General features: G+C 60.2%; 22 protein-coding genes and 1 tRNA gene. 3 read left to right on the top strand and 20 right to left on the bottom strand.

The window, feature by feature from the left end:
- Positions 1-85 precede the first annotated feature (85 nt).
- The 8 genes from cysN to BLR71_RS01005 form a co-directional block, all read right to left on the bottom strand.
- Complete coding sequence (gene cysN, locus BLR71_RS01040; protein WP_092522205.1) at positions 86-1,528, bottom strand: sulfate adenylyltransferase subunit CysN; 1,443 nt, start codon at positions 1,526-1,528, stop codon at positions 86-88.
- Positions 1,529-1,586: 58 nt separating this feature from the next.
- Positions 1,587-1,940, bottom strand: a complete 354-nt coding sequence (locus tag BLR71_RS01035) for a four helix bundle protein (RefSeq protein WP_092522203.1) — start codon at positions 1,938-1,940, stop codon at positions 1,587-1,589.
- 56 nt (positions 1,941-1,996) lie between these two features.
- Positions 1,997-2,914, bottom strand: coding sequence for a sulfate adenylyltransferase subunit CysD (gene cysD, locus BLR71_RS01030; protein ID WP_092522201.1), 918 nt, complete (start codon positions 2,912-2,914; stop codon positions 1,997-1,999).
- Positions 2,915-3,147: 233 nt separating this feature from the next.
- On the bottom strand, positions 3,148-3,882 hold the full coding sequence (locus tag BLR71_RS01025) for a metallophosphoesterase (RefSeq protein WP_092522199.1): 735 nt from the start codon (positions 3,880-3,882) through the stop codon (positions 3,148-3,150).
- Positions 3,882-4,328 (bottom strand): DUF1249 domain-containing protein, encoded by a 447-nt coding sequence (locus BLR71_RS01020; protein WP_092522197.1) that lies wholly within the window; start codon positions 4,326-4,328, stop codon positions 3,882-3,884. Before BLR71_RS01020 ends, BLR71_RS01025 begins: the two co-directional genes overlap by 1 nt.
- Before the next feature lie 4 nt (positions 4,329-4,332).
- The gene (locus BLR71_RS01015) at positions 4,333-4,974 is read right to left on the bottom strand and encodes an NUDIX domain-containing protein (RefSeq protein WP_092522195.1); all 642 of its coding nucleotides are present in this window, start codon (positions 4,972-4,974) and stop codon (positions 4,333-4,335) included.
- Positions 4,975-5,059: 85 nt separating this feature from the next.
- Positions 5,060-7,093, bottom strand: coding sequence for a metallophosphoesterase family protein (locus BLR71_RS01010; RefSeq protein ID WP_092522793.1), 2,034 nt, complete (start codon positions 7,091-7,093; stop codon positions 5,060-5,062).
- A 134-nt stretch (positions 7,094-7,227) separates the two neighbouring features.
- The gene (locus BLR71_RS01005; protein ID WP_245696302.1) at positions 7,228-7,950 is read right to left on the bottom strand and encodes a tetratricopeptide repeat protein; all 723 of its coding nucleotides are present in this window, start codon (positions 7,948-7,950) and stop codon (positions 7,228-7,230) included.
- 281 nt (positions 7,951-8,231) lie between these two features.
- Here BLR71_RS01005 and greB point away from each other — a divergent pair, with 281 nt between their 5' ends.
- Entirely contained in the window at positions 8,232-8,774 is a 543-nt protein-coding gene (greB, locus tag BLR71_RS01000; protein ID WP_092522193.1) for a transcription elongation factor GreB, read from the top strand.
- Between the two features lie 98 nt (positions 8,775-8,872).
- On the opposite strand, the gene BLR71_RS00995 is transcribed toward greB, so the two are convergent.
- Genes BLR71_RS00995 through BLR71_RS00985 form a run of 3 tightly spaced genes read right to left on the bottom strand, consistent with a single transcriptional unit; the run spans position 8,873 to position 11,553 of the window.
- Positions 8,873-9,586 (bottom strand): SIMPL domain-containing protein, encoded by a 714-nt coding sequence (locus BLR71_RS00995; protein ID WP_217629291.1) that lies wholly within the window; start codon positions 9,584-9,586, stop codon positions 8,873-8,875.
- 41 nt (positions 9,587-9,627) lie between these two features.
- On the bottom strand, positions 9,628-10,662 hold the full coding sequence (locus BLR71_RS00990; RefSeq protein ID WP_092522190.1) for a class I SAM-dependent methyltransferase: 1,035 nt from the start codon (positions 10,660-10,662) through the stop codon (positions 9,628-9,630).
- 3 nt (positions 10,663-10,665) lie between these two features.
- The gene (locus BLR71_RS00985) at positions 10,666-11,553 is read right to left on the bottom strand and encodes a methyltransferase domain-containing protein (RefSeq protein WP_092522188.1); all 888 of its coding nucleotides are present in this window, start codon (positions 11,551-11,553) and stop codon (positions 10,666-10,668) included.
- A 231-nt stretch (positions 11,554-11,784) separates the two neighbouring features.
- On the opposite strand from BLR71_RS00985, the gene BLR71_RS00980 reads away from it, so the two are divergent.
- Positions 11,785-13,863, top strand: a complete 2,079-nt coding sequence (locus tag BLR71_RS00980; protein ID WP_175491590.1) for a putative bifunctional diguanylate cyclase/phosphodiesterase — start codon at positions 11,785-11,787, stop codon at positions 13,861-13,863.
- A gap of 59 nt (positions 13,864-13,922) precedes the next feature.
- A tRNA-Arg gene (locus BLR71_RS00975) sits at positions 13,923-13,999 on the top strand.
- A 35-nt stretch (positions 14,000-14,034) separates the two neighbouring features.
- Here the strand turns inward: BLR71_RS00975 and BLR71_RS00970 are convergent.
- From BLR71_RS00970 to BLR71_RS00925, 9 genes are all read right to left on the bottom strand, one after another.
- Positions 14,035-14,238 carry a hypothetical protein gene (locus BLR71_RS00970; RefSeq protein ID WP_092522184.1) on the bottom strand — a complete coding sequence of 68 codons (204 nt, stop codon included), beginning with the start codon at positions 14,236-14,238 and terminating at the stop codon, positions 14,035-14,037.
- 115 nt (positions 14,239-14,353) lie between these two features.
- The gene (locus BLR71_RS00965; RefSeq protein ID WP_139172501.1) at positions 14,354-16,315 is read right to left on the bottom strand and encodes a diguanylate cyclase domain-containing protein; all 1,962 of its coding nucleotides are present in this window, start codon (positions 16,313-16,315) and stop codon (positions 14,354-14,356) included.
- A gap of 307 nt (positions 16,316-16,622) precedes the next feature.
- Positions 16,623-17,639 (bottom strand): hypothetical protein, encoded by a 1,017-nt coding sequence (locus BLR71_RS00960; RefSeq protein WP_092522180.1) that lies wholly within the window; start codon positions 17,637-17,639, stop codon positions 16,623-16,625.
- Between the two features lie 95 nt (positions 17,640-17,734).
- Positions 17,735-18,754, bottom strand: coding sequence for a porin (locus BLR71_RS00955; RefSeq protein ID WP_092522178.1), 1,020 nt, complete (start codon positions 18,752-18,754; stop codon positions 17,735-17,737).
- Between the two features lie 410 nt (positions 18,755-19,164).
- Positions 19,165-20,373 (bottom strand): ProQ/FINO family protein, encoded by a 1,209-nt coding sequence (locus BLR71_RS00950; protein WP_245696301.1) that lies wholly within the window; start codon positions 20,371-20,373, stop codon positions 19,165-19,167.
- A 281-nt stretch (positions 20,374-20,654) separates the two neighbouring features.
- Positions 20,655-21,203 (bottom strand): dihydrofolate reductase, encoded by a 549-nt coding sequence (locus BLR71_RS00940; RefSeq protein WP_092522787.1) that lies wholly within the window; start codon positions 21,201-21,203, stop codon positions 20,655-20,657.
- A gap of 5 nt (positions 21,204-21,208) precedes the next feature.
- Entirely contained in the window at positions 21,209-21,982 is a 774-nt protein-coding gene (locus BLR71_RS00935) for a thymidylate synthase (RefSeq protein WP_245696320.1), read from the bottom strand.
- Positions 21,983-22,229: 247 nt separating this feature from the next.
- Positions 22,230-23,039 carry a prolipoprotein diacylglyceryl transferase gene (gene lgt, locus BLR71_RS00930; protein WP_092522170.1) on the bottom strand — a complete coding sequence of 270 codons (810 nt, stop codon included), beginning with the start codon at positions 23,037-23,039 and terminating at the stop codon, positions 22,230-22,232.
- A 102-nt stretch (positions 23,040-23,141) separates the two neighbouring features.
- Positions 23,142-24,458 (bottom strand): ATP-binding response regulator, encoded by a 1,317-nt coding sequence (locus tag BLR71_RS00925; protein WP_175491589.1) that lies wholly within the window; start codon positions 24,456-24,458, stop codon positions 23,142-23,144.
- Between the last annotated feature and the right edge of the window lie 40 nt (positions 24,459-24,498).

Raw genomic sequence — 24,498 nt, 5'->3', positions numbered from 1 at the left:
AAGGGCACGAATAGGGCATGAAAAAACCCCGCCACCCAAGGGTGACGGGGCTTCTGGCTGGCAGGATGCTGGCCTTGGCGACGCCTCAGCGATTCAGCAGCTTGCTCACATCCTTGGCTTCCCAATGCGGGAAATACTTGCGCACCAGGGCGTTGAGCTCGACTTCGAAGCCTTTCCAGTCAACGTCGCCGCCGATCTGACCGCTGCCCTTGGCCGTGCCGCGAATCATGCCGGCCCCAATGGTGACATTGGTCAGACGATCGATGACGATGAAGCTGCCGGTGCCCGGGCTCTTGCGATAGTCATCCACCGGCACCTCGGCGGTCAGCTCCACCTGGCAGCGACCGATAGCGTTGAGCTCCAGGTGCTCGGCATCCTTGTGCTCAAGGGTGTTGACGTCAACCTGATAGTCGATATGGCTCACCTGACCGGTCAGATCGCGAGTCGCGAGCTTGAGATCATAGGGGCGGCCGGTTTCGAGCGGCGTCTCGTGCATCCAGACGATGTCGGCCTCGAAGGCGTTGGACATCGGCACCTCGGCATCGGCGGCAACGATCCAGTCGCCGCGAGAGATATCGATCTCGTCTTCCAGGGTCACGGTAATCGCCTGTCCCGGATAGGCCGCTTCCAGATCGCCGTCGAAGGTGACGATGCGCTCGATCTTGCTCGTCTTGTTCGAGGGCAGCGCCTTAACGGCCTGGCCGGGGCGCAGGATACCGGCGGAAAGCGTGCCGCAGTAGCCACGGAAGTCGAGGTTCGGGCGGTTGACGTACTGCACCGGCAGACGCAGATCACTAAGGTTCGAGTCGTGGGCGACCTCGACGGTTTCCAGCAACGAGAGCAGCGGTGTGCCCGGCTCTCCATCAACACGGTACCAAGGCATGTTGTCGCTTGCGTTGACCACGTTGTCGCCGGTCAGCGCCGACAACGGCACGAAGCGGATGTCCGGGGCGTTGAGGTTTTCGGCGAAGGCCTGGTACTCGGCGACGATCTCGTTGAAGCGCTCTTCGGAGTAGTCGACCAGGTCCATCTTGTTGACCGCGATCACCAGGTGCTGAATACCCAGCAGGTCGGCGATATAGCTGTGGCGGCGGGTCTGGGTCTGCACGCCGTAACGGGCGTCGATCAGGATCACCGCCAGGCTCGCGGTGGAGGCACCGGTGGCCATGTTGCGAGTGTACTGCTCGTGGCCCGGCGTATCGGCGATGATGAACTTGCGCCGATCGGTGGAGAAGAAACGATAGGCCACATCGATGGTAATGCCCTGCTCCCGCTCGGACTGCAGGCCGTCGACCAGCAGCGCCAGGTCGACCTGATCGCCGGTGGTGCCGCTGGTCTTGGAGGCCTGGGTGATGGCGGCCAACTGATCCTCGTAGATCATCTTGGAGTCGTGCAGCAGCCGACCGATCAGGGTGGACTTGCCGTCATCGACGCTGCCGCAGGTGATGAAGCGCAAGAGATCCTTGTTCTCGTGCTCCTGCAAGTACTGCTCGATGTTGTCGGCGATCAGAGTTGATTGGTGAGACATGACAAAGCCTGTAGATATTAGAGTGAAGAAGAAAGAAAGAAGAAGGAAGGAAACCCGCTTACCTGGTGCCGAAGTCACCCTGCTTGCGAATCAGCCCGGTTAGCATGGCAGCGATCTCTTTGGTTTCTTTAACCCAATCATGCCCCTTCTCGCGTTCGATGTAGCCAATTTCGACGCCGATATAGATCTGCGTCCGGAGTTCGGCACAAGACCCTTTGGCGATATAGAGAAACTTGGTTCGGTCCTTGACGGAAGGCCTCGTCATGCCCTCGGCAATATTGCTAGGCACCGACAAGCCGGATCGCGTGATCTGATCTTTGAAGCCGAAATCCCGGGAATCAGCAAAATGCCGGTACAACGATGCCGACAACCGTGCCGACCGCTTCCAGACATCAAGCTGCTCAAAGTCCATGCTTTCTTCCCTCTTCCAACTTCCCTCTTCCGTCTTCCTAACGCGCTTCCAGCGCGTTAGAAGTACCCCTCGCGCTTCTTCTTCTCCATCGAGCCGGCCTGGTCGTGGTCAATAGCACGCCCCGAGCGCTCGGAGGTGCGGGTCAAGAGCATCTCCTGAATGATCTCGGGCAGCGTGGTGGCCTTTGATTCCACGGCGCCGGTCAGCGGGTAGCAGCCCAGGGTCCGGAAGCGCACCCACTTCTCTTCGGGCACTTCGCCTTCTTCGAGCGGCAGGCGATCATCATCGACCATGATGTCCATGCCATCGCGATGCACCACCGGGCGCGGCGCGGAGAAGTACAGCGGCACGATGGGGATCGACTCCAGATAGATGTACTGCCAGATGTCGAGCTCGGTCCAATTGGAGAGCGGGAAGACGCGGATCGACTCGCCCTTGTTGACCTTGGCGTTGTAGATGTTCCAAAGCTCGGGACGCTGCTTCTTGGGGTCCCAGCGGTGGAACTTGTCACGGAAGGAGTAGACACGCTCCTTGGCGCGACTGGCTTCCTCGTCGCGACGCGCACCGCCGAAAGCGGCGTCGAAGCCGTACTTGTCGAGCGCCATCTTCAGCGACTGGGTCTTCATGATGTCGGTGTACTTGGAGCTGCCGTGATCGAACGGGTTGATGTTCGCCGCGACGCCTTCCTGGTTGATGTGCTCGATCAACTCCATGCCCGCCTCTTCCGCCATGCGGTCGCGGAACTTGATCATCTCGCGAAACTTCCAGGTGGTATTGACGTGCATCAGCGGAAACGGCGGCGTGCCCGGATAGAAGGCCTTGCGCGCCAGATGCAGCATCACCGAGGAGTCCTTGCCGATCGAGTAGAGCATTACCGGGTTGGCGAACTCGGCAGCCACCTCACGGATGATATGAATCGACTCGGCTTCGAGCTGCTTCAGATGGGTCAAGCGTTCAGGGGTTAACTCAGTCATCGGCGTTTCGGGCTCTATTGATGGCAGACGAACGGCCGGTAAAGCTCCGCTTGTGGCGGACTCGCGGCAGCGTAATAGCGCTAGGGTAACGAGGCGACGCTGATAACGTCAAAGAATGAAGAACTATCTTTTAAGCTTTATTCGCTATAAAGAGATTCGCACGCCCCACCTTGCGCGACCCCATGAGCGGCCGCTCATAGAGGAGGCAACGACATAAGACGAGAGATTGAGACTTACAGGTCGACCCGCTCGATCCAGGTGGTCAGCTCACCACCGTGGAAGTCGACCACTCGATAGCCGGGCCGAGAGGCCTCATCCACGGCGAAATGCGGCGAGCCGCCGAGGAACTGGTCGGTCGTGGACGGGCAACCGAATACGGCCACTTCGCCCTCGGCCAGCGACTCGCGACTGGCAAAGGCCTGATGAATGTGGCCACAAAGGATGGCCCGCACCTGCCCATAGGCGGCGAGGGTCTGCCATAGCGCCTCACGATCATGCAGGCCGATGGCATCCATCCACTCTGAGCCGATGGCCACCGGCGGATGGTGCATCACCAACATGGTGGGACGGTCGTCCCCCTCTAACTGTTCCGCCAGGGCCTTAAGCTTGGCCTGACCGAGCTCGCCGTGGGGCTGACCGTTGACCCGCGTGTCCAGCAGCAGCAAGCGCCAGTGGCCCAAATCGACTTCAACGTTGAGCTCGCGATGCTCGGCCATCAGCTCAGGCTGGTCATGATTGCCGGGCAACCAGAACCAGGGGCAGCCCATAGACGCGAAGGCCTGCTGGGCATGCTCATAGGACTTGAGGGTTTCATCCTGGCTGACATCACCGGTCACCAAGAGCACGTCCGGACGCTTTGTGCGGGCATGCTCAAGCACCGTATGCAGCTGGCGCAGCGGGAAGCCGGTGCGTGAACGCGCCCCGGGATCGGCGTGAAGGTGGGTATCGGTGACCTGAACCAGTCGCATCAGCGCAGCACCGTCGCATCCAGGGAGTGGCCGTGCGCCATGCCGTGCTCGAGCCATTCACCCAGGAAGCGATTGAGCTGGAGCTTTTCGTCGGGCTGGTGCATGCGCGCGTTGGGGTAGCGATAGCGGCCATGGAAATGGCGATGACGCTGGAAATCGGTGACTTCGGCCATGCGCACGTCATGGTAGAGGTGAACCCGCATGCAGGGCGGGTCGATGACGGCGTCGAGTACACCCGACTGGCTGACACGCACGATGGTGGTGTAGGGAGCGCACTCGAGCACCTCCAGGTGCAGGGTGCCAAACCGCTGCTCGCGACCGGACAGGGCGACCTCGCGGCGCTCCCCGGCACCCAGCTCGCCCAGCAGGCGGCTGAGCCGCAGGTAGTTGGCGCTGCATTCGCCCTGCAGGGTCTTCAGATCGGTGACATAAGCGGTTCTGGCCACAGGGTTACCTCCGTGCGCGCAGTGAGGCTCGCTCGCGCGCCAACCAATGGAAGGCGATCAGGCACATGGCATTGTCGAGTCGGCCGGCATCGAGCAGTTCCCACGCCTTCAGATACGGTATCACATGCACCTGAATATCCTCATGTTCCTCGTCGAGGCCATGCACCCCGCCAAGTCCCGAGCTATCCACCAGGCCGCAGAACAGGGTGACTCGCTCGTTGCAGGCGCCAGGGCTCGGGTAATAGCTATGGAGTTCGATCAGCTCGCCGATCGGGCAATTGGCCTCCTCGATGGCTTCGCGCCTGGCCACCTCGGCCGGGCTTTCCCCCGGCTTGATCAGCCCCGCTACCGGCTCCAGCTTCCAGGGGCTGACCGCATCGTCCAGGGCACCAGCGCGTATCTGCTCGACCAGTACCACGGCATCGCGCTCGACATCGTAAAGCAACACGCCCACGGCATCGAAGCGCACATGCACCTCGCGCACCACTTCCTGGCTCCAGCCACCTTCGAATTGCCGATGGCGCAGGCGCCGGCGTTCGAGGCGAAAGAAGCCCTGGTGGAGGCATTCGTCTTCCAGTCGCTCGACGTCGGCCGGGCCGAAGCGCGGCGGGTCGAGCTCGGGAGTCGGGTCATGACGCTCGCCCATTAGGCCTCCACGTTGAAATCAAAGATGCCATTATCCTGACCCGACCACGCCCTGCCAACCTTGGTCATGACCTAAGCGACGCCATTCAGCGCTCGTCGCGAGGTGGAAAGCGCACGTCGAAGCCGCGGGCATCGAGCTGGCGGACCTCTTGGGGACGCCCTTGGTCATCGAGGCGAACCAGGCCAATGCCGGCGCCGTTCCACAGCCGCTCGCCGGCTTTGGCGCGGTCTGGATCGCGAGGACGAATCCGCAGCGCACGACGCTTAGTGAGTCGATTGAGCGGCGAGTACGGCGCATATAGCCAGCGATTCAGGCGGTCGAACCAGTCGAGCAACGTATCGGGGAAGGTGTTCTTCAACCCGCTCGAGGTGATCTGCCAAAGCTGCGGCCCGCGCTGGCGATGCCTCACTTCGATATCGTAGGCAAAGGAGTAGTGCACGTCGCCGGAAAGAATCACGTAGTTACCCGGCGTGCGCGAATGGCGGAAGATGTTGAGCATGACGCTGGCCGCCCCGCGATGGGCCATCCAATTCTCGGCATCCACCAGCAGTGGTTTGCCGGCCAGCGCAAAGAGTTTCTGTACCGCCTCGATGAGTTTGACGCCGAACATCGGCGCCGGCGACACGATCAATACCGAGGGTTCATCAAGCAGTTCCTGCTGCAGATCGCACAGGGCTTCCCAGTCCATCAGCCCCGAGGGACGGTGGCGACGCACCTCGCTGCGCCAGCGCCGGGTGCGGGTGTCGAGCATCAGAAGCTTCGGCGTACCGGGAACGATCACCTCCCAGCCCTCGAAGCGCAGCAAGCGCGCGATGACCGCATCCTGAGACGCGGCCTCCAGCCAGCCCACGCTAGCGCTTGCCGGTATCTCGGTTGATACCCCAGGGCTTGCATCCTGGCCGTCGCCTGGCGTCTCTGCCTTGGCCAGCAGATTGGCTAGGTCATCGACTGGCGTCGCCATCCGGTCAGGGTCATTTCCCCAGCCCTGGCAGAGCAAATAGGCCAGCAGCGCGTTACCGATGATGCGACGCGAGAAGTCATGGCCGTAAGCGGTTTCTTCCCAGGCCGCCGTGAGGTTCCAGTCATCGGTGACGTCATGATCGTCAAAGATCATCAGGGTCGGCACATTGGCCATTAACCGTGCCACCGACGGTAAACCCGCCACGAACGACTCGATCACTGACGCTTCCTGGTCGTACTGCTCGCGGTTACTTGCCTCGAGGGCTGGCACGGCCGGAGTGATCAACCGCCAGGGCACCGGCGACCAGGCCAGCAGGTACATGGCCAGCATTTCGGCGAAGGTGATCAGATGATTGTGCGCATTCGCGGTCGTAAAGATCGGCTTGCGCACCCCACCGAAGAAGCGCTCTCGCAGAGCCTCGGTAGCGTAAACGTCGGGCAGCAGCGCTTCGCGGGCATAGTAGCCCTTGGACGAGGCATAGAGATCCTCACTGTTTTTCACCTCGGCGCCTTCAAGGGTCTCATCGACCAGCCCCAGACGTGCGATCAGCGCATGAATGGCGGCGAGCATGGGCCCCGCGACATCGTCGGCATATATCTGGTCGCCGGTCATCAACAGCCAGGCCGGCCGCTCGTCGGCCTCATTCCAGCGCTCGCCCAGCCACTCATCGGCACGCACGAGACCGTCACCGCCAGGATGGTGAGGCTTGCGACAGGAACCGTGCAGCAGCTGACGAATACGGGACGCGATCACGAAGCCGGGCAGCCCGGCTCCATCACGACTACCTCGATGGCCGGCAGCTGCACAACGGGTATCTTCATAACCGAGGTGAGGCGCCCACTCGGTGATACTGCGGGCGTTGGCCGGCGCATCCCGAATCACCAGGTCGTAGTCGATGCGCACGTCCTGTGGCAGTGGCGTCACGAGCGTCACGTCGATCAGGTGCACGACTGCATGGCGGCCCACCGGCAGGCAGCGGCAGCAGGATTCATTGAGCAGCAGCCGCCGCTCTTCGCTCTCGTCGGATGGAATCAGGATGAGTTCTAGGGGCAACTCACGACTGCCCACCAACCACAGCACCAGCCGCTCAGGGCTAGAGCGACGCAGCAGCGGGCCGGCGAGTACATCAGGCAAAGGGGGTTGGTCATCAGTCGTCATCATGGGCACCAAGAGTAGCGCAGCCACTGGCACCGCGTCTTGCCCGCAATGGCGTTTACACCTTGTTGCCTAGATCATGCCCCGGGTGCTGCTTGCTATCCCAACTCGCTATTTCAACTCACCATCTCAACTTGCTATCCCAGATCGGCAAGCAGGCGGCGGGCCTTTTCGCGCAGGGCCGCATCCGTGGCGGCGCGCGCCGGACGAGCCTGGCCATTGACGGCTTGCTCGAGATGCATGCGGGCAGCATCCATGCGCCCCTGGTCCTCAAGGAAGGTGGCAAAGTAGAAATGCACGTCGATGCCCTGGGGACGAATGGTCAGCGCACGCTTGAACATGCGCTCGGCGGTGGCGTCATCGCCAAAGGCCAGCGGCCAGCCCGGCGCCCGATCATAGAGCGCTCCCAGCGTCACATAGGCCGAGCCCTGGAGCCCATCTGGGTCCAGCGCGACGGCGCGCTCGAGCACCGCTCGGGCGTCCTTGGCAAGCCCCAGAGCCGAAAGTCCGCCCTCGGCGCGCGCCTGGGACGCCAGGATGATCCCCTGCCATACCAGCGGCTCGGCTTGGTTGGGGTAGCGCTCACTCAGCGCTCGGGCATCGGCGGCAAGGCTCTCGAGGGCCTTGGCCTGCTCTGACTCGGGCAATTCGGTACTGACACGCTCGAAGCGTTCGACCAACGCACTCAAGTCGGCTTTCCAGGTATCAGCTGTCGCTTGAGTATCGAGCTGGGATGCCTGCGTACTGGTACTACTGGCCGCCATTGGGTCTTGAGTAACGACGTCGGCCTGGGCAAGCTGCGGTGCAACCAGACAGCCACACAGTAGCAGGGCGGCAAAGCGAGACGATCGAGCTAGCATGGCAAACATCCTCAAACGAGCAGATGGCGGGGATACTGTCTTCACTGCATTCTAACGAACGTTTGATTTTATGCCTGCTCGACTTGCGTCGTAGTCGCGCTCTTTGCATGGCATTGTCTGCCCCCGGGCCTAAGCTAAACGAGGCTTGGCGTATCGACATGTCATGATTAGGGTGCCCGAGAGCCTACCCACGAGCACTATTTCCAATAGAGAGCCGTGTAGCTAGCAATGGAGAAAGAGATGAAGAGGCATCTGAAGCTAGACCTGAAGAGAGCCATGCCATGAAGGGTCGCAATATGACGCGCTGGCGGGACCCTGCCAAGGATCCGCGGCAGGAACCCAAGAGCCAACTGATCACCGCCGAGGGTCATGCCCGCCTGAAGGGCATCCTCGATCATCTCTCGCGAGTCAAGCGCCCTGAACTTTCGGCCAAGGTCGGCGAAGCGGCAGCGCTCGGCGATCGCAGCGAGAACGCCGACTACACCTACAACAAGAAGGAATTGAACCGCGTCATTGCGCGTATCCGCTACCTCACCAAACGGCTGGATGAGCTGCAGGTGGTCGATCGCCTGCCGGCCGATACCAACAAGGTCTATTTCGGGGCCTTCGTGACCCTGGAAGATGAGCAGGGAGAGGAGCTCGAGATTCGCATCGTCGGCCACGACGAAACCCGCAGCGACCTGCGCTGGATCAGCGTCGACGCCCCGCTGGCCAAGGCGCTGATCGGCAAGTCGCTGGACGATGAAGCAACGGTAGCCGCCCCCGCTGGCCAGACCACCTATGTCATCACCGCGATCCAGTACCGCACGCCCAAGCCAAGCTAGGGCGCCTGCGAAACGGCGCCCTCTACCACTGAAATGGGGCGCTCCTTGAAGCGCTCAGCCTTGCTTTGCAGGTCGTATTAACGACTTGATCGGGTGCCTCAGTCGTCCAAGGCGTAATCGATCGTCGTGACCACCCGGATCCGCTTGATATCCGGGGTATAGCTGTCCAGGTCGTTGATGGAGAAATACCCCTGGCTTGCACTTCGAATGTGCCCCACGGCGCTGCCAGCATCGTTGGCGAACTGCTCGGCGGCACGCCGTGCATCCTGGGTAGCAGCGGCGATCATCTCGGGCTTGATGGCCTCAAGCCCGGTAAACAAGAACTCGATGCGATACTCGTAGTTGGGTGACAACAACACCCCGTTGCCCACCAGGGTGCCGGTCTTGGGCATGGCAGCCTTGACCCTTGCCACCTTGGGCGTGCGCAGCAGCACGGTGGCCTCACCGCGATAGCGCTCCTCGGGAGGCGGCTGACCGTAGCTCTCGGCCTGCAGGTCGCGCACATTGGGCGGCGTGACACTGATGTTGCCGGCGTCAAACCCTTCGGCGACCAGGAAGTCACGGATGCGCCGCTCAGAGGCCGCCATTTCCGCCTGCAAGGGCCCCAGTTGATCGCCCGTTACGCTGAAGTGCAGCGGCCACAGGGCGAGATCGGCGGGTACCTGCCGCTCGGCCAGCCCCTTGACCGTCACGACGCGATCGGCCTGTTTCCACACCTGAGCGGCGGCGCGAATATAACTGCCACCCCACACCAGCCCCAGCATCAACAGGCAGCCTAGAATCAAGGCCCCAATGATCCGACCCATGGTCATGACGAGCACTCCTTGCACGATAAACGGATCGCCTAAGCATGCTACCCGCTGGCTTTTTTCGCCAGATAAACCCGAAACCGCCGGTCACCGGCGAGAATCTGGAAGTTGCCGAAAGCGGCCTCGAGCAGGTCCGGATAAGGCAAAAAAGCATTGGCAACCAACACCAGTCGCCCACCGGCGGCCAGATGCGCCGGCGCCTCGCGGATCAACCGCGCCGCCGGGCCATAGTCAATGGCCCGCTCCTGATGAAAGGGTGGATTGCTGACGATGGTATCGAAGCACCGACCTTCGAGCCGGGAGTAAACATCGCTCTCGAGCGCTTCACCGCTCAGGTGATTGGCAGCAAGCGTGCGGCGGGTTGCTTCCACGGCAAAGGCGTTGACATCCACCGCGGTGACTGTCGCGCCGCGACGTGCCAGCCAGGCAGACAGGATGCCGTCGCCACAGCCCACGTCGAGCACCGAGCCTGCTGTTTCTGCCATGCTCTGGCTATTGGCGTCGACGCCAATAGCCGGCAACACCTCCGGCAGGGTCTCGAGCAGCAGCCGAGTGCCATCATCGAGCTTGCCATGACCAAACACGCCGGGGTGGCTGGCAAGCGTCAGCCCCTCGGCCTCGAAACGCGTCCACGCCAGGTCCGGGTCGATACCGACCGGCTCGACTCGCGTTTCAAACACGGTGCAGCGCCGAGCACTATCGCGCTTGCGACAGCCAAGCCCCAGAGACGCCAGCACCTTCAGAACGCGCTTGATACCGCCGTTGTTCTCGCCCACGACCTGCAAAGGCGTGCCAGCCGGCAGGGCGTCACAGAGCCTGAGTAGCCACCATTCCCCCAGCGCATGGCTCTTGGGCCAGAACAGCACGGCGCCAGGCGGCGCATCCAGGGTCTCCGCGAAGGGCGGTGACGCCATCTTGCCGCCTTGCCGCCAGGCTTCCACGACGCCATGGTCGGCCGACAGCAGACGCCCTTCCCCGCCTTCCAGCCAAGCATCCCTGGGGGGCGCCACCCACAGCCAGTCACGATAATCCATGCGTTGGCGTTCCAGCAGCTGGCAAACAGCAGTCTCGGCAGGCATCTGTCAGGCTCCCTGGGGTGATAAAGAGGGTAATGAAGAAGGTGATGAAGAGTGTGATGAAGAGGAAGTTGAAATGGTGTCGACGTCAGCGATCGGCCGAGTCAGGGTGTAAAGCAGGTAGCGGCCCAGTCGCCAGTGGGGCTCTGCGTCGCAGTAGCGACGCTCGAGCTCTACCAGTTTGTCCAAGGCCTCGGGCGCTAACTCGCGCGTCTTGAGGTAATCATGAAAGACACGTACGCCGGCACGAGCCTGGATGTCGAGCCCCGCTTCGCTCGCCCAGGCCTCTATCTGCTCATTCGTCAGTGGTGAAATCGGTGTAAGGCGCTGCCGCTGGCCGGTACCGGCGAGGCGATCCGCCAACGCCTTGTCGAGATTGCCCTTGACCACGTTGGAGAGTCGCAGGGCATCACGATTGAAGACCATCAACGATAGCTGGCCACCGGGAGCAAGCGCCCTCGCCAAGCGCATGAAGGCGTCATGGGGATCGGACAGCCACTCGAGCACCGCATGACAGGCGATCAAGCCCCAGGGGCCTGGCGCCCGCTCGGAGAGGGCCTGCAGCGGGGCCTGGATCAGTTCGACTTGGGTGTCTGCCAATGCTTGCCGAGCGTGTGCCAGCATTTCTCTGGACGGCTCGAGCAGCGTTACCGGATGGTTGCGCTGAGCGAACCAGCGCGCCATCTGCCCAAGCCCCCCGCCTACATCCAGCACCGGTTGGCGAGCGAGCTCGAGATGGCGTGGTAGCCAATGGTCAAGCACGGCGAGGCGAATATCGCCCCGTACGCTGCCGTATAGCCCTGCAGCGAACTTATCGGCCAAACCGTCAAAGTAGCGATCACCATGCTCGGACAGATACGCCGCCGGGGGATGAGAGGAAGAGTTGGCGACCATCAGGGCTCCGAACAAGAAGAAATCAGACGCTCATTCTATCTGGAAACGCCCACTGACTCATCGCACTGGATGACATACATGGTCGACATCTACGGGATGCGATATGATTCGGGCACTGATTAATTATAACCAAAACCTCATATTTTTTAATTAGCTAACAATCAATAATCATCAATCGCTTGCACTAAGGGCAAGGGATCGATGTGCTTTCCTACGCCGGGAACACCACCATTGACTCAGCTTGCCACCCTGCCCGACCAACTGACCAAGCTGCTGGAACTGCCTAGCCTGGCCATTTCAGTAGCCGACGGCGACGTGCAGGATAACCCCTTGATTTACGTCAACGACGCTTTCGAATGCCTGACCGGATTTCATCGCGACGAAGTAATTGGCCACTCCTGCCGGTTTCTGCAAGCCACTGATACCGATCCGGAAGCGATCAAACAGCTAAGCATCGCCATTGAACGAGGCACTCCGATCACGCTGACGTTGAAAAACAGGCGCAAAGACAAAACGGAGTTCTGGAACGAGCTTAGCCTTTCGACGATACACACCGAGTCGGGTCGTCGCTACGTGGTGGGAGTTCAGCGCGATGTCAGTCATCGCGAACTGGCCTGGAAGCAAATGGAGCTGACGCAGGCGGTCTTTCATAACACTCACGACGGCATTCTGGTCACTGATGCCGACAAGCGCATCATCGATACCAACCCTGCCTTCACTCGCCTGACCGGTTATACCCAGGCAGAGGTATTGGGCAAGCGCCCCAACTTGCTGTCGTCGGGCAAGCACGACTCGGGCTTCTATCAAAGCATGTTTGCCGCCGTCGAAGAGCGAGGCTTCTGGACCGGAGACATCTGGAATACGCGCAAGGATGGCAGCCAACTGATCGAGAACACCACTATCTCGGCTATTCACAATGACGATGGCGAGATCATCAACTACATAGGCGTGTTCCGCGATATTACCCAGCGTCGTTTGAACCAGGCACGCTTGGAGCGCATGGCAAGCTACGACACCCTGACGGGCCTGTTCAATCGCGGCCATTTCAATATCTTGCTGGAGCGCCAACTCGCGAGCCTGGAGTTCACCCAAACCGGCATTGCCGTTTTGTTTCTTGACCTCGATGACTTCAAGCCAATCAACGACACCTTTGGCCATGCCAGCGGTGACGAACTGCTGGTGGAGATCAGCCGTCGGCTCAAGCACCTCATGCGCGCCAATGACCTGACGGCCCGCTTCGGCGGTGACGAATTCGTCATTGCGCTGAGCGGGCTCGGCACGGCCGAAAAGGCGCGCAAGGTCGCTAAAAAGGTGCTCGACGATATTGTCCAACCCCATGTTCTCGAGAGCGGCGAACAGGTAACGATCTCCGCATCGGTGGGCATCGCCTTTACGACCAGTAGCGAAACGACAAGCTCGGCGCTGTTAGACGCCGCCGATGCCGCCATGTATGACGCGAAGCAGCAGGGCAAGAACCGCATTGCTATCGCCGACACACAGCTCACCGAAGCAATAGCCGAAGATGCGCATATGCGGATCAAAGCCGCCTTCGAGCGAGGCGAAATCGAGCTTTTTTTCCAGCCCGTTCTCTCTCTAGCGACGAATGAGATCATCAGCTTCGAGGCCTTGGCCCGTTGGCGACACCCCGAAAAAGGCATTCTCGGCCCCGAGCACTTTATCGACACTATCATCCATTCATCGATGAGCTTGCCTTTCGGACGCTGGCTGATCGACCAAGCGGGCCAAATGGCCAGCATGTTGCGTCGCCGAGGATGTCATGCCTTGATCGGGGTCAACCTGAGTCAGGATCAGATTGAAACAGGAGCCTTCATTGAAGCCTTGGCGGCCACTCGCCAACGCTATGACCTCAGCGCGCCATTCCTGATTGCCGAAGTACTCGAATCCACCCATTTCCATGACCTGGACCTGGCGTGCAGCCTGCTGAACGAAGCACGCAATCAAAGGGCACACATTGCCCTGGACGACTTCGGCTCCGGCATTTCCTCGACCACCTACGCCAGCCAGTTGCCTCTGCACACCATCAAGATCGATCGCAGCGCAGTGAAACACCTGGATACGCGCCCCGAGCAACGCCTGTTCATTAGCGGGATTGTAGCCATGGGTCACGCCATGCAGCGCGAAGTACTGGCTGAGGGCATCGAAACCGAAGCTCAACTGAGCAGCATTCGAGAATTAGGCTGCGACATGGCCCAAGGCTACCTGATTGGCAAGCCGATGCCGCTCGACGAGTTACATCAAAGCTACTTGAGTGAAACGGCCTCGCCCCGCTACCCGCTGCGCAAGCTATGAGCCTCAAGATACGGGTTTATCTCGTGCCATCAGACGCTTATAATGATCGCTCTAACGACGCCCCCTTAGCTCAGCTGGATAGAGCAATCCCCTCCTAAGGGATAGGTCGAAGGTTCGAATCCTTCAGGGGGCGCCACTTATGCTCTCAGAGCCCTCATCCTGATACCCGCCTCAAATATCGCAGTAATTGCCTCGCTGGCATTCTTTGCACTGAACCCAGCGCTGGCCGTCTTCGTTCTTGATCATGAATCCCGGCGTCTCACCGCCATCTATGTCGTGTATACGTTCAACGACAGGGTGGCCGTGGTGATCGTTTCGGCAGGTGATGCGATAGCTACCGTCGGGCAGCGGCTCAATACTGGTGTACTCAGGCATTGAATACGTCCCTAGCGGCTGAACTCTCGATACCAGTATGGCAGGCGATGCCGCCTGAGCCTCATTCATTCAACTCAACGAAGTCAGCTCAACGACATCACCTCAACTTGGCCAATCAGGCTGATGCAAGGCTCTCAATGATCTGGTTGCGCCCCTTGCGCTTGGCCTCATAGCTAGCATCATCGGCACGCACCAGAATCTCATCGATCGCCGCATCGGTGTCAAGGAAGGAAGCAGCGCCCAGACTCAAGGTGACACGGTAGTCTTTACCCTCCGCCGATACGTAGAGATCAGAGACCGTTTGCAGCAGCCGCCCTGACACCGTCCTGGCCTGAACAAGGGTGCAGCTCGGCATCAGGATGGCGAACTCATCCCCGCCCTGGCGCGCCACATAATCATTCTTGCGCACCAGCGGCGTTATCGCATTAGCAATGGCCCTCAGCATCTCGTCGCCTAACGCATGCCCGCCTTCGTCATTGATCGGCTTGAAGTGGTCGAGATCGAAAATCATCAGCACAGACTGCTGATCACGCTGCTGCCATTCAATAAAGGCCTCTTCAAGGCGACGCTCGAAGCCACGCCGGTTGAGCAGCCCCGTCAAGGGGTCATGCTCGGCTTCCCATAGCTGTAACGCCTCCTGCTCGCGGCGCAGGGTAATATCCTTGACCGTACCCACATGGCCAAGCAAAGCTCCCTGCTTGAGCACCTGGCCGACATGGACCTCGAGCCAGAGCACTTCACCCTGAGATGGCAGGTAACGCACCTGGCGCAAAAAATCACGCCCGTAACGTATGGCATCGCGCCATAGATCGACGAAGTCGTTGCGGTCCTCAGCATGAATATGACTCACCCAATCGATATCCGGATGATTCTCGCCCTCATAGCCAATCAAGTCGGCCAGCGCGGGATTGATGTACTGGATCTCGCCAGCGGGAGACGCCACGAACATACCCACCGGTGACGAAGCCAGCACCGCATCTAGGAAAGCTTGGCGCTCGCTCAGACTGGCCGTCGCCTCTTCTCGCTGAACCTCGAGCCGATTGAAGGTCGTGGCCAACTGGCTGAGCTCGCTCATGCGGGTATGAATATCAACCCGCTTGCGGTCACCCGAGGCTACCTGGCCGATTTGATGCTCCAGACGATGCAGGGAACCCAGCGCCAGCTTCAGCAACCACCACAGCAGTGGCAGCATCAGCAAGATGGTCACCAGGCCCACCCACCATAGTTTTTCCACCAGTTGCCCAATGGGTGCCTGCACCTGAGACATCGGCCGGACAACCTTGACGACCCACCCCGCATTCCATGCCTGGGCATAGGCCTCGAGGGATTGCCGGCCATCGGCCATGACGCCCTGGCCGGCGCCTTGCCAGCCCAACAGCGCCATGTCGAGAAGCCCTTCCCCATTCTGATTCTCGTATACATCCATGAGCCGGCTATTCTTTGGATGCGACAGCACGGTGCCTGAGGCACTGATCAGGGAAGCAAAGCCGTCAGTGCCGATGCGGATATGCCTGAGGCTATCGAAGAAGCTGCTGGTCTCGACGCTTACAGCACCCACGAGCTGGCCGTTGAAACGACCCTCGGCATCTTTAATGGGCACGGTCACCATCACGAAGGGCCTACCCGAGCCGCGGCTGACTAGAGGATCGCTGACATAGGGCCTACCCAGAGCGCGTGCAAAGCGAAAATATTCACGATCGGTGACGTCGACATCGCTCAGGCTTTCAAGGTGGGGATAACTGGCGGTGATCTTGCCGTCGCGCGAGATAAGGGCCAGTCGGTCGAACAAGGCCAACAGCGGCGGATTGGCAATCAAGGACTCGTCTGACCGAGCGGGAAGGTGAGGACTGACCTGATCGGCAAGATGTTGCAGCGCCTCGATACGCTGCTCAATCGAGCGGTCGACCTGACGCGCGATCAAACTGGCTTCATAGTTGAGGTGGCTGATATTGGCCTGACGAATTAGCTCACTACCGGTCAGATAAGTGAACGCCAGCGTCGCAATAACAAGAACACTCCAGCCAATGCCAATCCACAGCATGAGGCGGGAATGAAGCGTAGCTAGGATTCGCATCATGCCGGCACCACCCACAAATCATCAATCAAACTGGCACTTTATCATGAACACCATCATGAAATATTCTCCCACAACCTCATGCTAGCTGATGAGAGCGCAGATGAAATACCGCCTTCCTGCTGAAAGGCTGACACTTCGAGTAACCTAATGGCGCCTTAGCTACCATAAAGAGCATGGCTGACTAAACGCCTTCGCCACATGCTGGGTGCTTGTCATATAAAAAGGCCTGCCACTATGGCAGGCCTTAATCTTTCACTGCATTCACCTTGATGCACTATAAATCAGCGCAAGATGCATCGACTGGGCTTCAGTCGAGCTGCTTGACGCGCAGCTCGTAGTTGTTGACGCCGGTCATCGCCGAGCCAAACTTCTGGCCATTGACCCAAATACGGTACTGGCCGGGCTCGAGGCGCGTTTCGAGATCGACATCGCCATCGAAACCCTCTCCCGCATCACGAACCACCACGTTACCGGCCTGATCCCGCACCTCGAGCTCGATCCGATAGGTGCCTTCATAACCGGTCGGATAGGTCGAGGTGGTAATCGCAACGGCACCCGCGTTCTGCACTTCGAACGACAGCACCTCACCGCGGGCGCGAATCTTCACGTCGGTGACGATGGTCTGAAAGCTTTGTGCCTGGGCAGCTTTAGCAGGCTCAGCCGGCTCTGACGCCGCTTCAGGCGTCGCGGAAGCTTCCGGGGCTTCAGGCTGGCTCGGCCGGCCCGCTTGGCTAGCAGCCGTCGCGGCTGGCGCCGCCAGGGCAGTCACCGCATCATCGTCATTCACGAAGGCACTGCGATTGCCATCGCGATCGACGCTCGTCGTGACCGTGCCGCCATCATCCAGCACATTGGTGCGATTGCCCTGATCGTCGATACCGACCACGGTGACATAGTAGCTGTTGCCCCGAGAGCTCTTGGACCCATACTTCTGCCCTTCGACCCGCAGCACATAGTCACCGGGCTCGAGACGCTTGCGCATGTCCAAGCCACCGTTCTGGCCCAGGGCATCGGCGCGGGCAATCACCCCCCCATCGCTATCGAGCAACGTCGCCTCGAGCCGATAGTCTTCCGACTGGCCACCGGGCACATCGCTCTCGAACCGATAGTCGCCGGCCGTATCGACGCTGAAGGCATGCTCGTACACGCGGTCATATTGAAAACTCTGGCTGCGAGCGTCGCTCTCCGACTGCAGGAAACCGGTCAAATCCATCGCTTTGCCTTCCTCACGAAAGCGATCTTCGACGGCGCTGGCCAGGCTGACACTGCTGATCAGCGAAAGGCCAAGGGCGACCAGCACCCCGCTGACAATGGGCTGTTTCATGGAACCTCTCATCAAGACGAAAAAAGCCGGCCCAAGGGGCCGGCTTTCGTTATATAAGCCTGAGGCTGCGGGGTCAAACCCCAAAAGCCAAAGACTTAGAACAGGTAGGTGATACCGGTAGCAACGCCGTCGTAAGCGTCTTCATCTGCATCGTAGTTTGCCACTTCGATGTAGGTGTACATGGCGCTGGAGATGTTATAGGTGCCGCCGACGATAACTTCGGTACGGTCATCACGACCAGATTCGTCGTAGCTGACTTCCTGCACGGCGCCGTAGACGTCGCCCATGCCGTAGCCGTAACGCGCGCCCAGAGCGGCGAAATCGACATCATTTTCAGCGGAGCTGCCATCGTCGAACTTCTCGTACTTGGCAGAGAGGCGCAGCGCACCAGCGGTGTACTGAGCGGTCACACCATACTGGTCACCAAAATCGGTTTCCGGAGTAGTGGTAGCGTCGAAGGTATCCAAGTTGTCGTAGACAGCCGCGATGGAGAAGGCGCCAACGGTGTACTTGGCGCCGCCGAAGAAGGAAGCTTCACCGGAATCGGTGACGTTCTCGTCTTCTGCGTCACCCTTGTACTGACTACCAACGGCGAACTGCAGACCGCCGAAGGACGGAGAGGTGTAGGTAACCTTATCGGTCTCACGAATGCTGCCGACATTATTGTCGTTAGTGCGGTCGTAAGTAGAGTCAGAGGCGTCGAAGTATTCGTTGTTGGTGATCGGATCCTGGATCCAGTCGTCGATCAGCTGATCGTAGGAGCCGAGACGCACATCACCGAAGGAACCCTTGGCACCGACGTAGGCCTGGTCGCCGCCATCGTCAAAGCCAGTGGTCTTCTTCTCGTCTGCCTGGATGCCGTCAAACTCGAGCTTCATGTAGCCGGTCACGTCGCTGGTGATGGCGTGCTCGGCGGCAAAGCCAAAAGTGGTGCCGTTATCGGTGATTTCGTCTTCAGAATCGCCAGCAGCATCATTGATGTTGGTGTAAACCATCTGGATGTTGCCGTAGATGTCCAGCTTGGTGCCGTCCTGGTTGTAGACGGTAGCAGCGGAGGCAGAGGCGGAAACTACCATGGCGCCGGCGATAGCAGTCGCTAAGAGTGTCTTTTTCATCGCGATAAGTCCTTTGTGTGACTAGCTTCAGGTTTCGATCGTGAGTGCTGCTTAATGCAGCCGGCCTTTCGGTTTTTTTCGCCCGGGCTTATTGCTCAAACACCAAGCGTCTATCCGATATTGGCCTTGTTATAATCCAATGCTCGCAGGCAAACCATATACCGGGATTTTGCGGAGTGCAACAAGAAAAAACACTGTTTTTAATCTCGATGCACAAAGTATATGGAACGCTTTCTGCTGACTGCTGTCCTCTCGCGGGTCATTCAGCGGCTTGAGGGTGGCACGCCGATGTGACAACCCGATGACGTTCAGCGGCGCCCATCATGCACAGGGATCACGTCAACGCAAAGTCGTGCTCATCAACGCTTTATCGACTTTGCGCGGGACTTTTTTCACGGGCTCGCGGGACTTTAGCGTGAAGAGTGCTTGGCAAGCAGCGCCCCCAGCTTGCGCTCCAGGCGCTCGGCGGGAGCCTCTGATGATGAGCCGGCAACGGCGGTTTCAGATGACGCCGCAGCAACCTCTTGGCGCGGGGCGCCCTGGTGTGAAGCAGCGTCGCCGGCCGGCGCGCTTCCTAGGCCCGCCCCCCCCTGCTGGCGCCCTGGCGGCTGGCGCTTTTTCCCGCCACCTTTCTTGTTGGCGCCATTCTTATCGGCACGCTTGTTATCAGCACCCTTCTTATCGACCCGCGGCTTGCCGTCAGACGACATGGCTTTGCCTGAGCGCTCTGCCTGCTGCTGAGCGCGTAGTTCTTCGAGCTTCTTGCGCGCATAGCGGGCCTCGCCTTCGGAAACCGGGCCTGCGGCCTCGCCGTCAAGCCCGGCCCGCTCGGCGCCTTCTCGCACCGCCTTGAGATAGCGGGGCAGATGCACGTAGCAAGCCAGTGCGCGACGCACCAACTTTTCCGGCCAGGGCTCGCGGTCCAGCAGATCTTCGTGAATACCGACCTTCAGAGGCCGGGTGTGGCCTTTGAAAAAGGCATCCGGGTAGCGGCGGTACCATTGACTCAGAAGCGCTTGAGGGGATGGAGCCTCGCCAATCGGCAGAGAGGTCTGAGCACTCCCATCGTCGGCTTGCGCATCGCCAACTTGGTCAGCTGCGTCGACTTCTTCCGCGGCTGGCTCTTGCTTTGAAGGAAAAGTGTCGGAGACGTCAGGAGCACCGCCAGATGAAGCGGCTCGACCAGGTGTCGCATGAAAGACCGGCGAAGGCGCCTCTTCTTGGAAGGACGGCTCCTGGAAAGCCGCTTCCTGTGAAGGTGGTTCTTGGGGCGCCGGCCGAACGCGGTGGGAAAGCAAGGCGGCCAACCCCTGGCTGCGGGGGTGCGCATGGCCATCGGCGGTGTGCGGTGCGCGCGCAAACTTCTCTTCCAGCTCGCGACACTTGGCCTCAAGCGCCTGGTGCTTGAGGGCTAACTCATGGTGCTGCTGTTCCAGCTCATGAGCTTGGCGCTCAAGCTCATGGCTGTAATCTTCGAGCTCACGATTGCGAGCTTCGAGCCGGCGATTCTGCTCCCGAAGCGCCGCCACCCGACCTCGCGCGCTCGCCAACTCGTTGGCCTGGGCTGTGGCACAGGCTTCAAGCGTCGCCAGCAAGGTGGCGGTACGTTCATTGTTCAAGGCATGCCCCTCCATGCGCGGCTCACGGTAATGGGCCAGTTCACTTGACCCGACCAGAGAGGCCGTATGCCGGCCGCTCGAAGGCGGACCTGGAAAACCCGGCCCGACGCTGACCAGGGCCACTCTGGGCAAGTGTGTGCCACCCTGGCCTTTCTGACAAACGATGCAGGGCTCGACGACAAGCCGATGCACGCGTTCTCACAGCTAATCGTCAGGCTCTGCCATGCCAGCCTTACACCGACAATGCCCGCGCTGGCAGGTGCTGACACTGAACGGCAGCGCTAGACGCGCCGATACTCGCAGAAGGCATAGGCCGGCTGCCCTTCTGCAGGCGTGCCCTCGACAGTCTGCTCCCGCCGCCACGAAGGCCCCTCGAACTCGGGAAAGATGGCGTCGCCCTCGAGAACGATATCGACTTCGGTCAGGTAGAGCCGACTGGCGTACGGCAGAGCCTGAGCATAGATCTGGGCGCCGCCCATCACCATGATTTCCTCAACGCCATCGATGATCGCCTGCTGGTCGGCGAGGTCCAGGGCACTGGCCAAGTCATGACAGACGCTCACCCCGGGATGCTCGAAGGACGGGTCGCGGGTAATCACGATATTGCGACGCCCCGGCAGCGGCCGACCTATCGACTCGAAGGTCTTGCGGCCCATGACCAACGGCTTACCCTGAGTCATGGCCTTGAAGAACTTGAGGTCCTCAGGCAAGTACCAGGGCAGTTGGTTATCGACGCCGATGACCCGGTTACGGGACATGGCCGCGATCATCGCAATCGGCACTACCGTATCGATGGGGTCTACCGCCTTGCTGGCGTCATTGTTGGCCATATCGCTCATACTGCCACCTTGGCCTTGATATGGGAGTGTGCCTCATAGCCATCGATGCGAATGTCCTCGAAGCGGAAGGCGAACAGGTCATCGATCTCGGGGTTGAGCCATAAGGTGGGAGCAGCCAAGGGCGTGCGGGACAGCTGCAGCTCGGCCTGCTCTAGATGATTCGAATACAGGTGGGCATCCCCCAGGGTATGCACGAACTCTCCCGGCGCCAGGCCGCAGACCTGGGCCATCATCTGGGTTAGCAGCGCGTAGCTGGCGATATTGAAGGGTACCCCCAGGAAAATATCGGCGCTGCGCTGATAGAGCTGGCAGGACAGGCGGCCATTACTGACATAAAACTGGAAGAGCGCATGGCAGGGTGGCAAGGCCATCTCATCGACCAGCGCCGGGTTCCATGCCGAGACGATCAGGCGGCGCGAGTCAGGGTTATGCTTGATCTGCTCGATCACCTTGGCGATCTGATCGACGTGCCCTCCTTCGGGATGCGGCCAGCTGCGCCATTGGTAGCCATAGACCGGGCCCAGGTCGCCGTTCTCATCGGCCCACTCGTCCCAGATCCGTACGCCATTCTCTTTCAGATAGGCGATGTTGGTGTCGCCGGCCAGGAACCAAAGTAGCTCGTGAATGATCGAGCGCAGATGAAGTTTCTTGGTCGTCAGCAGCGGGAAGCCGCGGGCCAGATCGAAACGCATCTGATGGCCAAAAACGCTCCTGGTGCCCACGCCGGTTCGGTCATGTTTGATGGCGCCATGATCGAGCACGTGACGCATCAAATCCAGGTAAGGCTGCTCGAGCGCCACGGGGCCACCGCCGGTTGGATCGTGCGGTTGTGCTTGATCGTTCGGCTCAGTCTGAAGAGCCGGCTCATGCGCGTCGTCTGACATCACGGTATCGCCAAAGGTTGTGACAAAAGGGCGTAGTGTACTGAGTCCGCGAATCCGCCGCCAACCCCAGGGCAAGCAGCCTCGCCAGAATGAAGCACCTTCGCGGCTGCACCTAGGTTAAGGCGCACGCCACTCAGGCGCTCGCCGGCTCGGTCTGGCGGGCATCATCCACCGGGCGATGGCGTGACCACAGCATCAGCAACCCGCCGGCCAGGATCATCGGCAACGACAGCAGCATCCCCATGGTCAGCCAGTTCCAGGCAATGAAGCCAAGCTGTGGGTCGGGTAGCCGCACGAACTCGACCAGGAAGCGGAAACAGCCGTAGCAGGCCAGGAAGAGTCCCGACACCAGGCCGCGACGACGCGGTGTCGCCGACACCCACCACATGATGGCAAACAGCACCGCCCCTTCGAGAAGGGCCTCGTAGAGAGACGAAGGGTGACGAGGCGCCGGCCCCATGCCGGGGAAAGGCATCCCCCAGGGGAGGTCGGTCAAGCGACCGGGGAGCTCGGCATTGATGAAGTTACCGATGCGCCCGGCACCAAGGCCAATCGGCACCAGCGGCGCGACAAAATCGGTCAGCTGGAAGAAGGCCAGACGGTGCTTGCGGGCAAACAACAAGGCCGCCACGAGTACGCCAAGCAGTCCGCCGTGGAAGCTCATACCGCCGTCCCAGACCTGGAACAGCCAAAGCGGGTCGGCGAGCAGCCGATCAAGGCCATAGAAGAAGGCATACCCCAGTCGACCACCCACCACGACACCGATGGCGGCATAGAAGATCAGATCACCCACATCATCACCGGTCAGTCCTACTCGGCTGGCACGACGGCGGCCTAACCACCAGGCGGCAATAAAGCCGATCACATACATAAGGCCGTACCAGTGAACCTTGAAAGGGCCTAGGGCGATGGCGACTGGGTCGATCGAGGGGTAATTCAGCATCATGCATCCAGGTGAATTAAGGGAGTGATGTGTCAGGGCGTGGTTATCAGGAGTTGATATCAGGGCTTGATATCAGAGAAAGGCCGGAGAGTGAATGGCACGTCAGCCAGACGCTCGACCCAGCTCCGGCAGCCAGCGCCGGATCATCTTGACCAGGGCCTGCGGACGATAGGGCTTGGCCAGGTAGTCGTCCATGCCGGCGGATTTAAAGTTCTTGCAGTCGGCCTCGCTGGCATTTGCCGTCAGGGCGATCAATACGCTTCGCTCACTCTCGCCACTTTCGGTCTCGCGTAGCGTCTCACGTGCTCGCCAGCGACGGCTGGTCTCCAAGCCATCGAGCGACGGCATGTAGATATCCATGAACACCAGGTCGTAGAACCGCTCGGCGGCAAGTTTTAGCGCCTCTTCGCCGCTCTCGGCCACATCGACGTCGAAGCCCTCGGCCTCGAGCACATTACGCGCCAGCATGCTATTAACCGGGCCATCATCGACGACCAGTACCTTGGGCCAATGCGGCCCCTTGTCATTTTTTTCAGCGGACCCAGCAGGCTGACCCAACAACTCCGCCATTGGTTCCGAAAGGCTCGTGACCAAGGCGGTAATATCGGCCAAGCGCTCACGCAAGCTCTCCTGCCCCGGAGGCGCGCCAGCGTCGCTGAAGTACTGATTGAGCTCCTGAATCATGGGCTCGAGCTCACGCTGCAACAAGGTCATATAGGTCGACTTGAGTCGCGAGTCTTCGCGGGCGCGGTCACGCGCCTGGACCAATTGACCGGCATAGTCCGGCGCACTATCCAGGGGCTCGAGCATGCATAGTTCATGGTCATGATGGTCGCGCAGTGACAGCATGCGCAGGCCATGCCAACCGCCCTTGCTATCATGCAGCCGCACCTTGGCCCAGCCGGCACTGGAGGCTTCGCAGCGCAACATGCACTGGGCGCTCAGGCCCTTGATATCGCTCTTACTACACCCCATCAGTTGCTCAAAGGCCGTATTGGCATCTACCAATACATCATTACGCATCATGAAGGCCGGGACCGACAAGCCTGCCAACATCTGCTCCAATTGAGGGCGCTCGGTCAGCCTGCTCAGCAAGGTATCGAGGCTATCGAGAAGGGATTCCAAACGCGTCACAGGGCTTCCCGCCGGCACAGCCCCCAAGCGGACGCGCTTGGGCTTGAGCCAGTTAGGTAGCTCTTTCTGGACTTCGCGTAGCAGCCTTTCGAGGCGCTCATAGGGCACGCTGAGATGGGTTTCCCAGCGCTGCAGACGGTGGCGAATCATGACGAGAAAAATACTGACGATAAGCCCAGTGCCCACCAACAGCACCAGCAGCAATACGGTTAAGGCAAGCGACGTATTCTGCACCGAGAGCGATGCAGGCCATATCGTGAACCAAGCCACGGCACATAGCGTCACCAATGATGCTTCTGCTAGCAACAGTGGCCATAACACCGGC

The organism is Onishia taeanensis (genome assembly GCF_900100755.1).
GTDB classification, from domain to species: domain Bacteria; phylum Pseudomonadota; class Gammaproteobacteria; order Pseudomonadales; family Halomonadaceae; genus Onishia; species Onishia taeanensis.
This window is presented reverse-complemented; position numbering and strand designations above follow the sequence as displayed.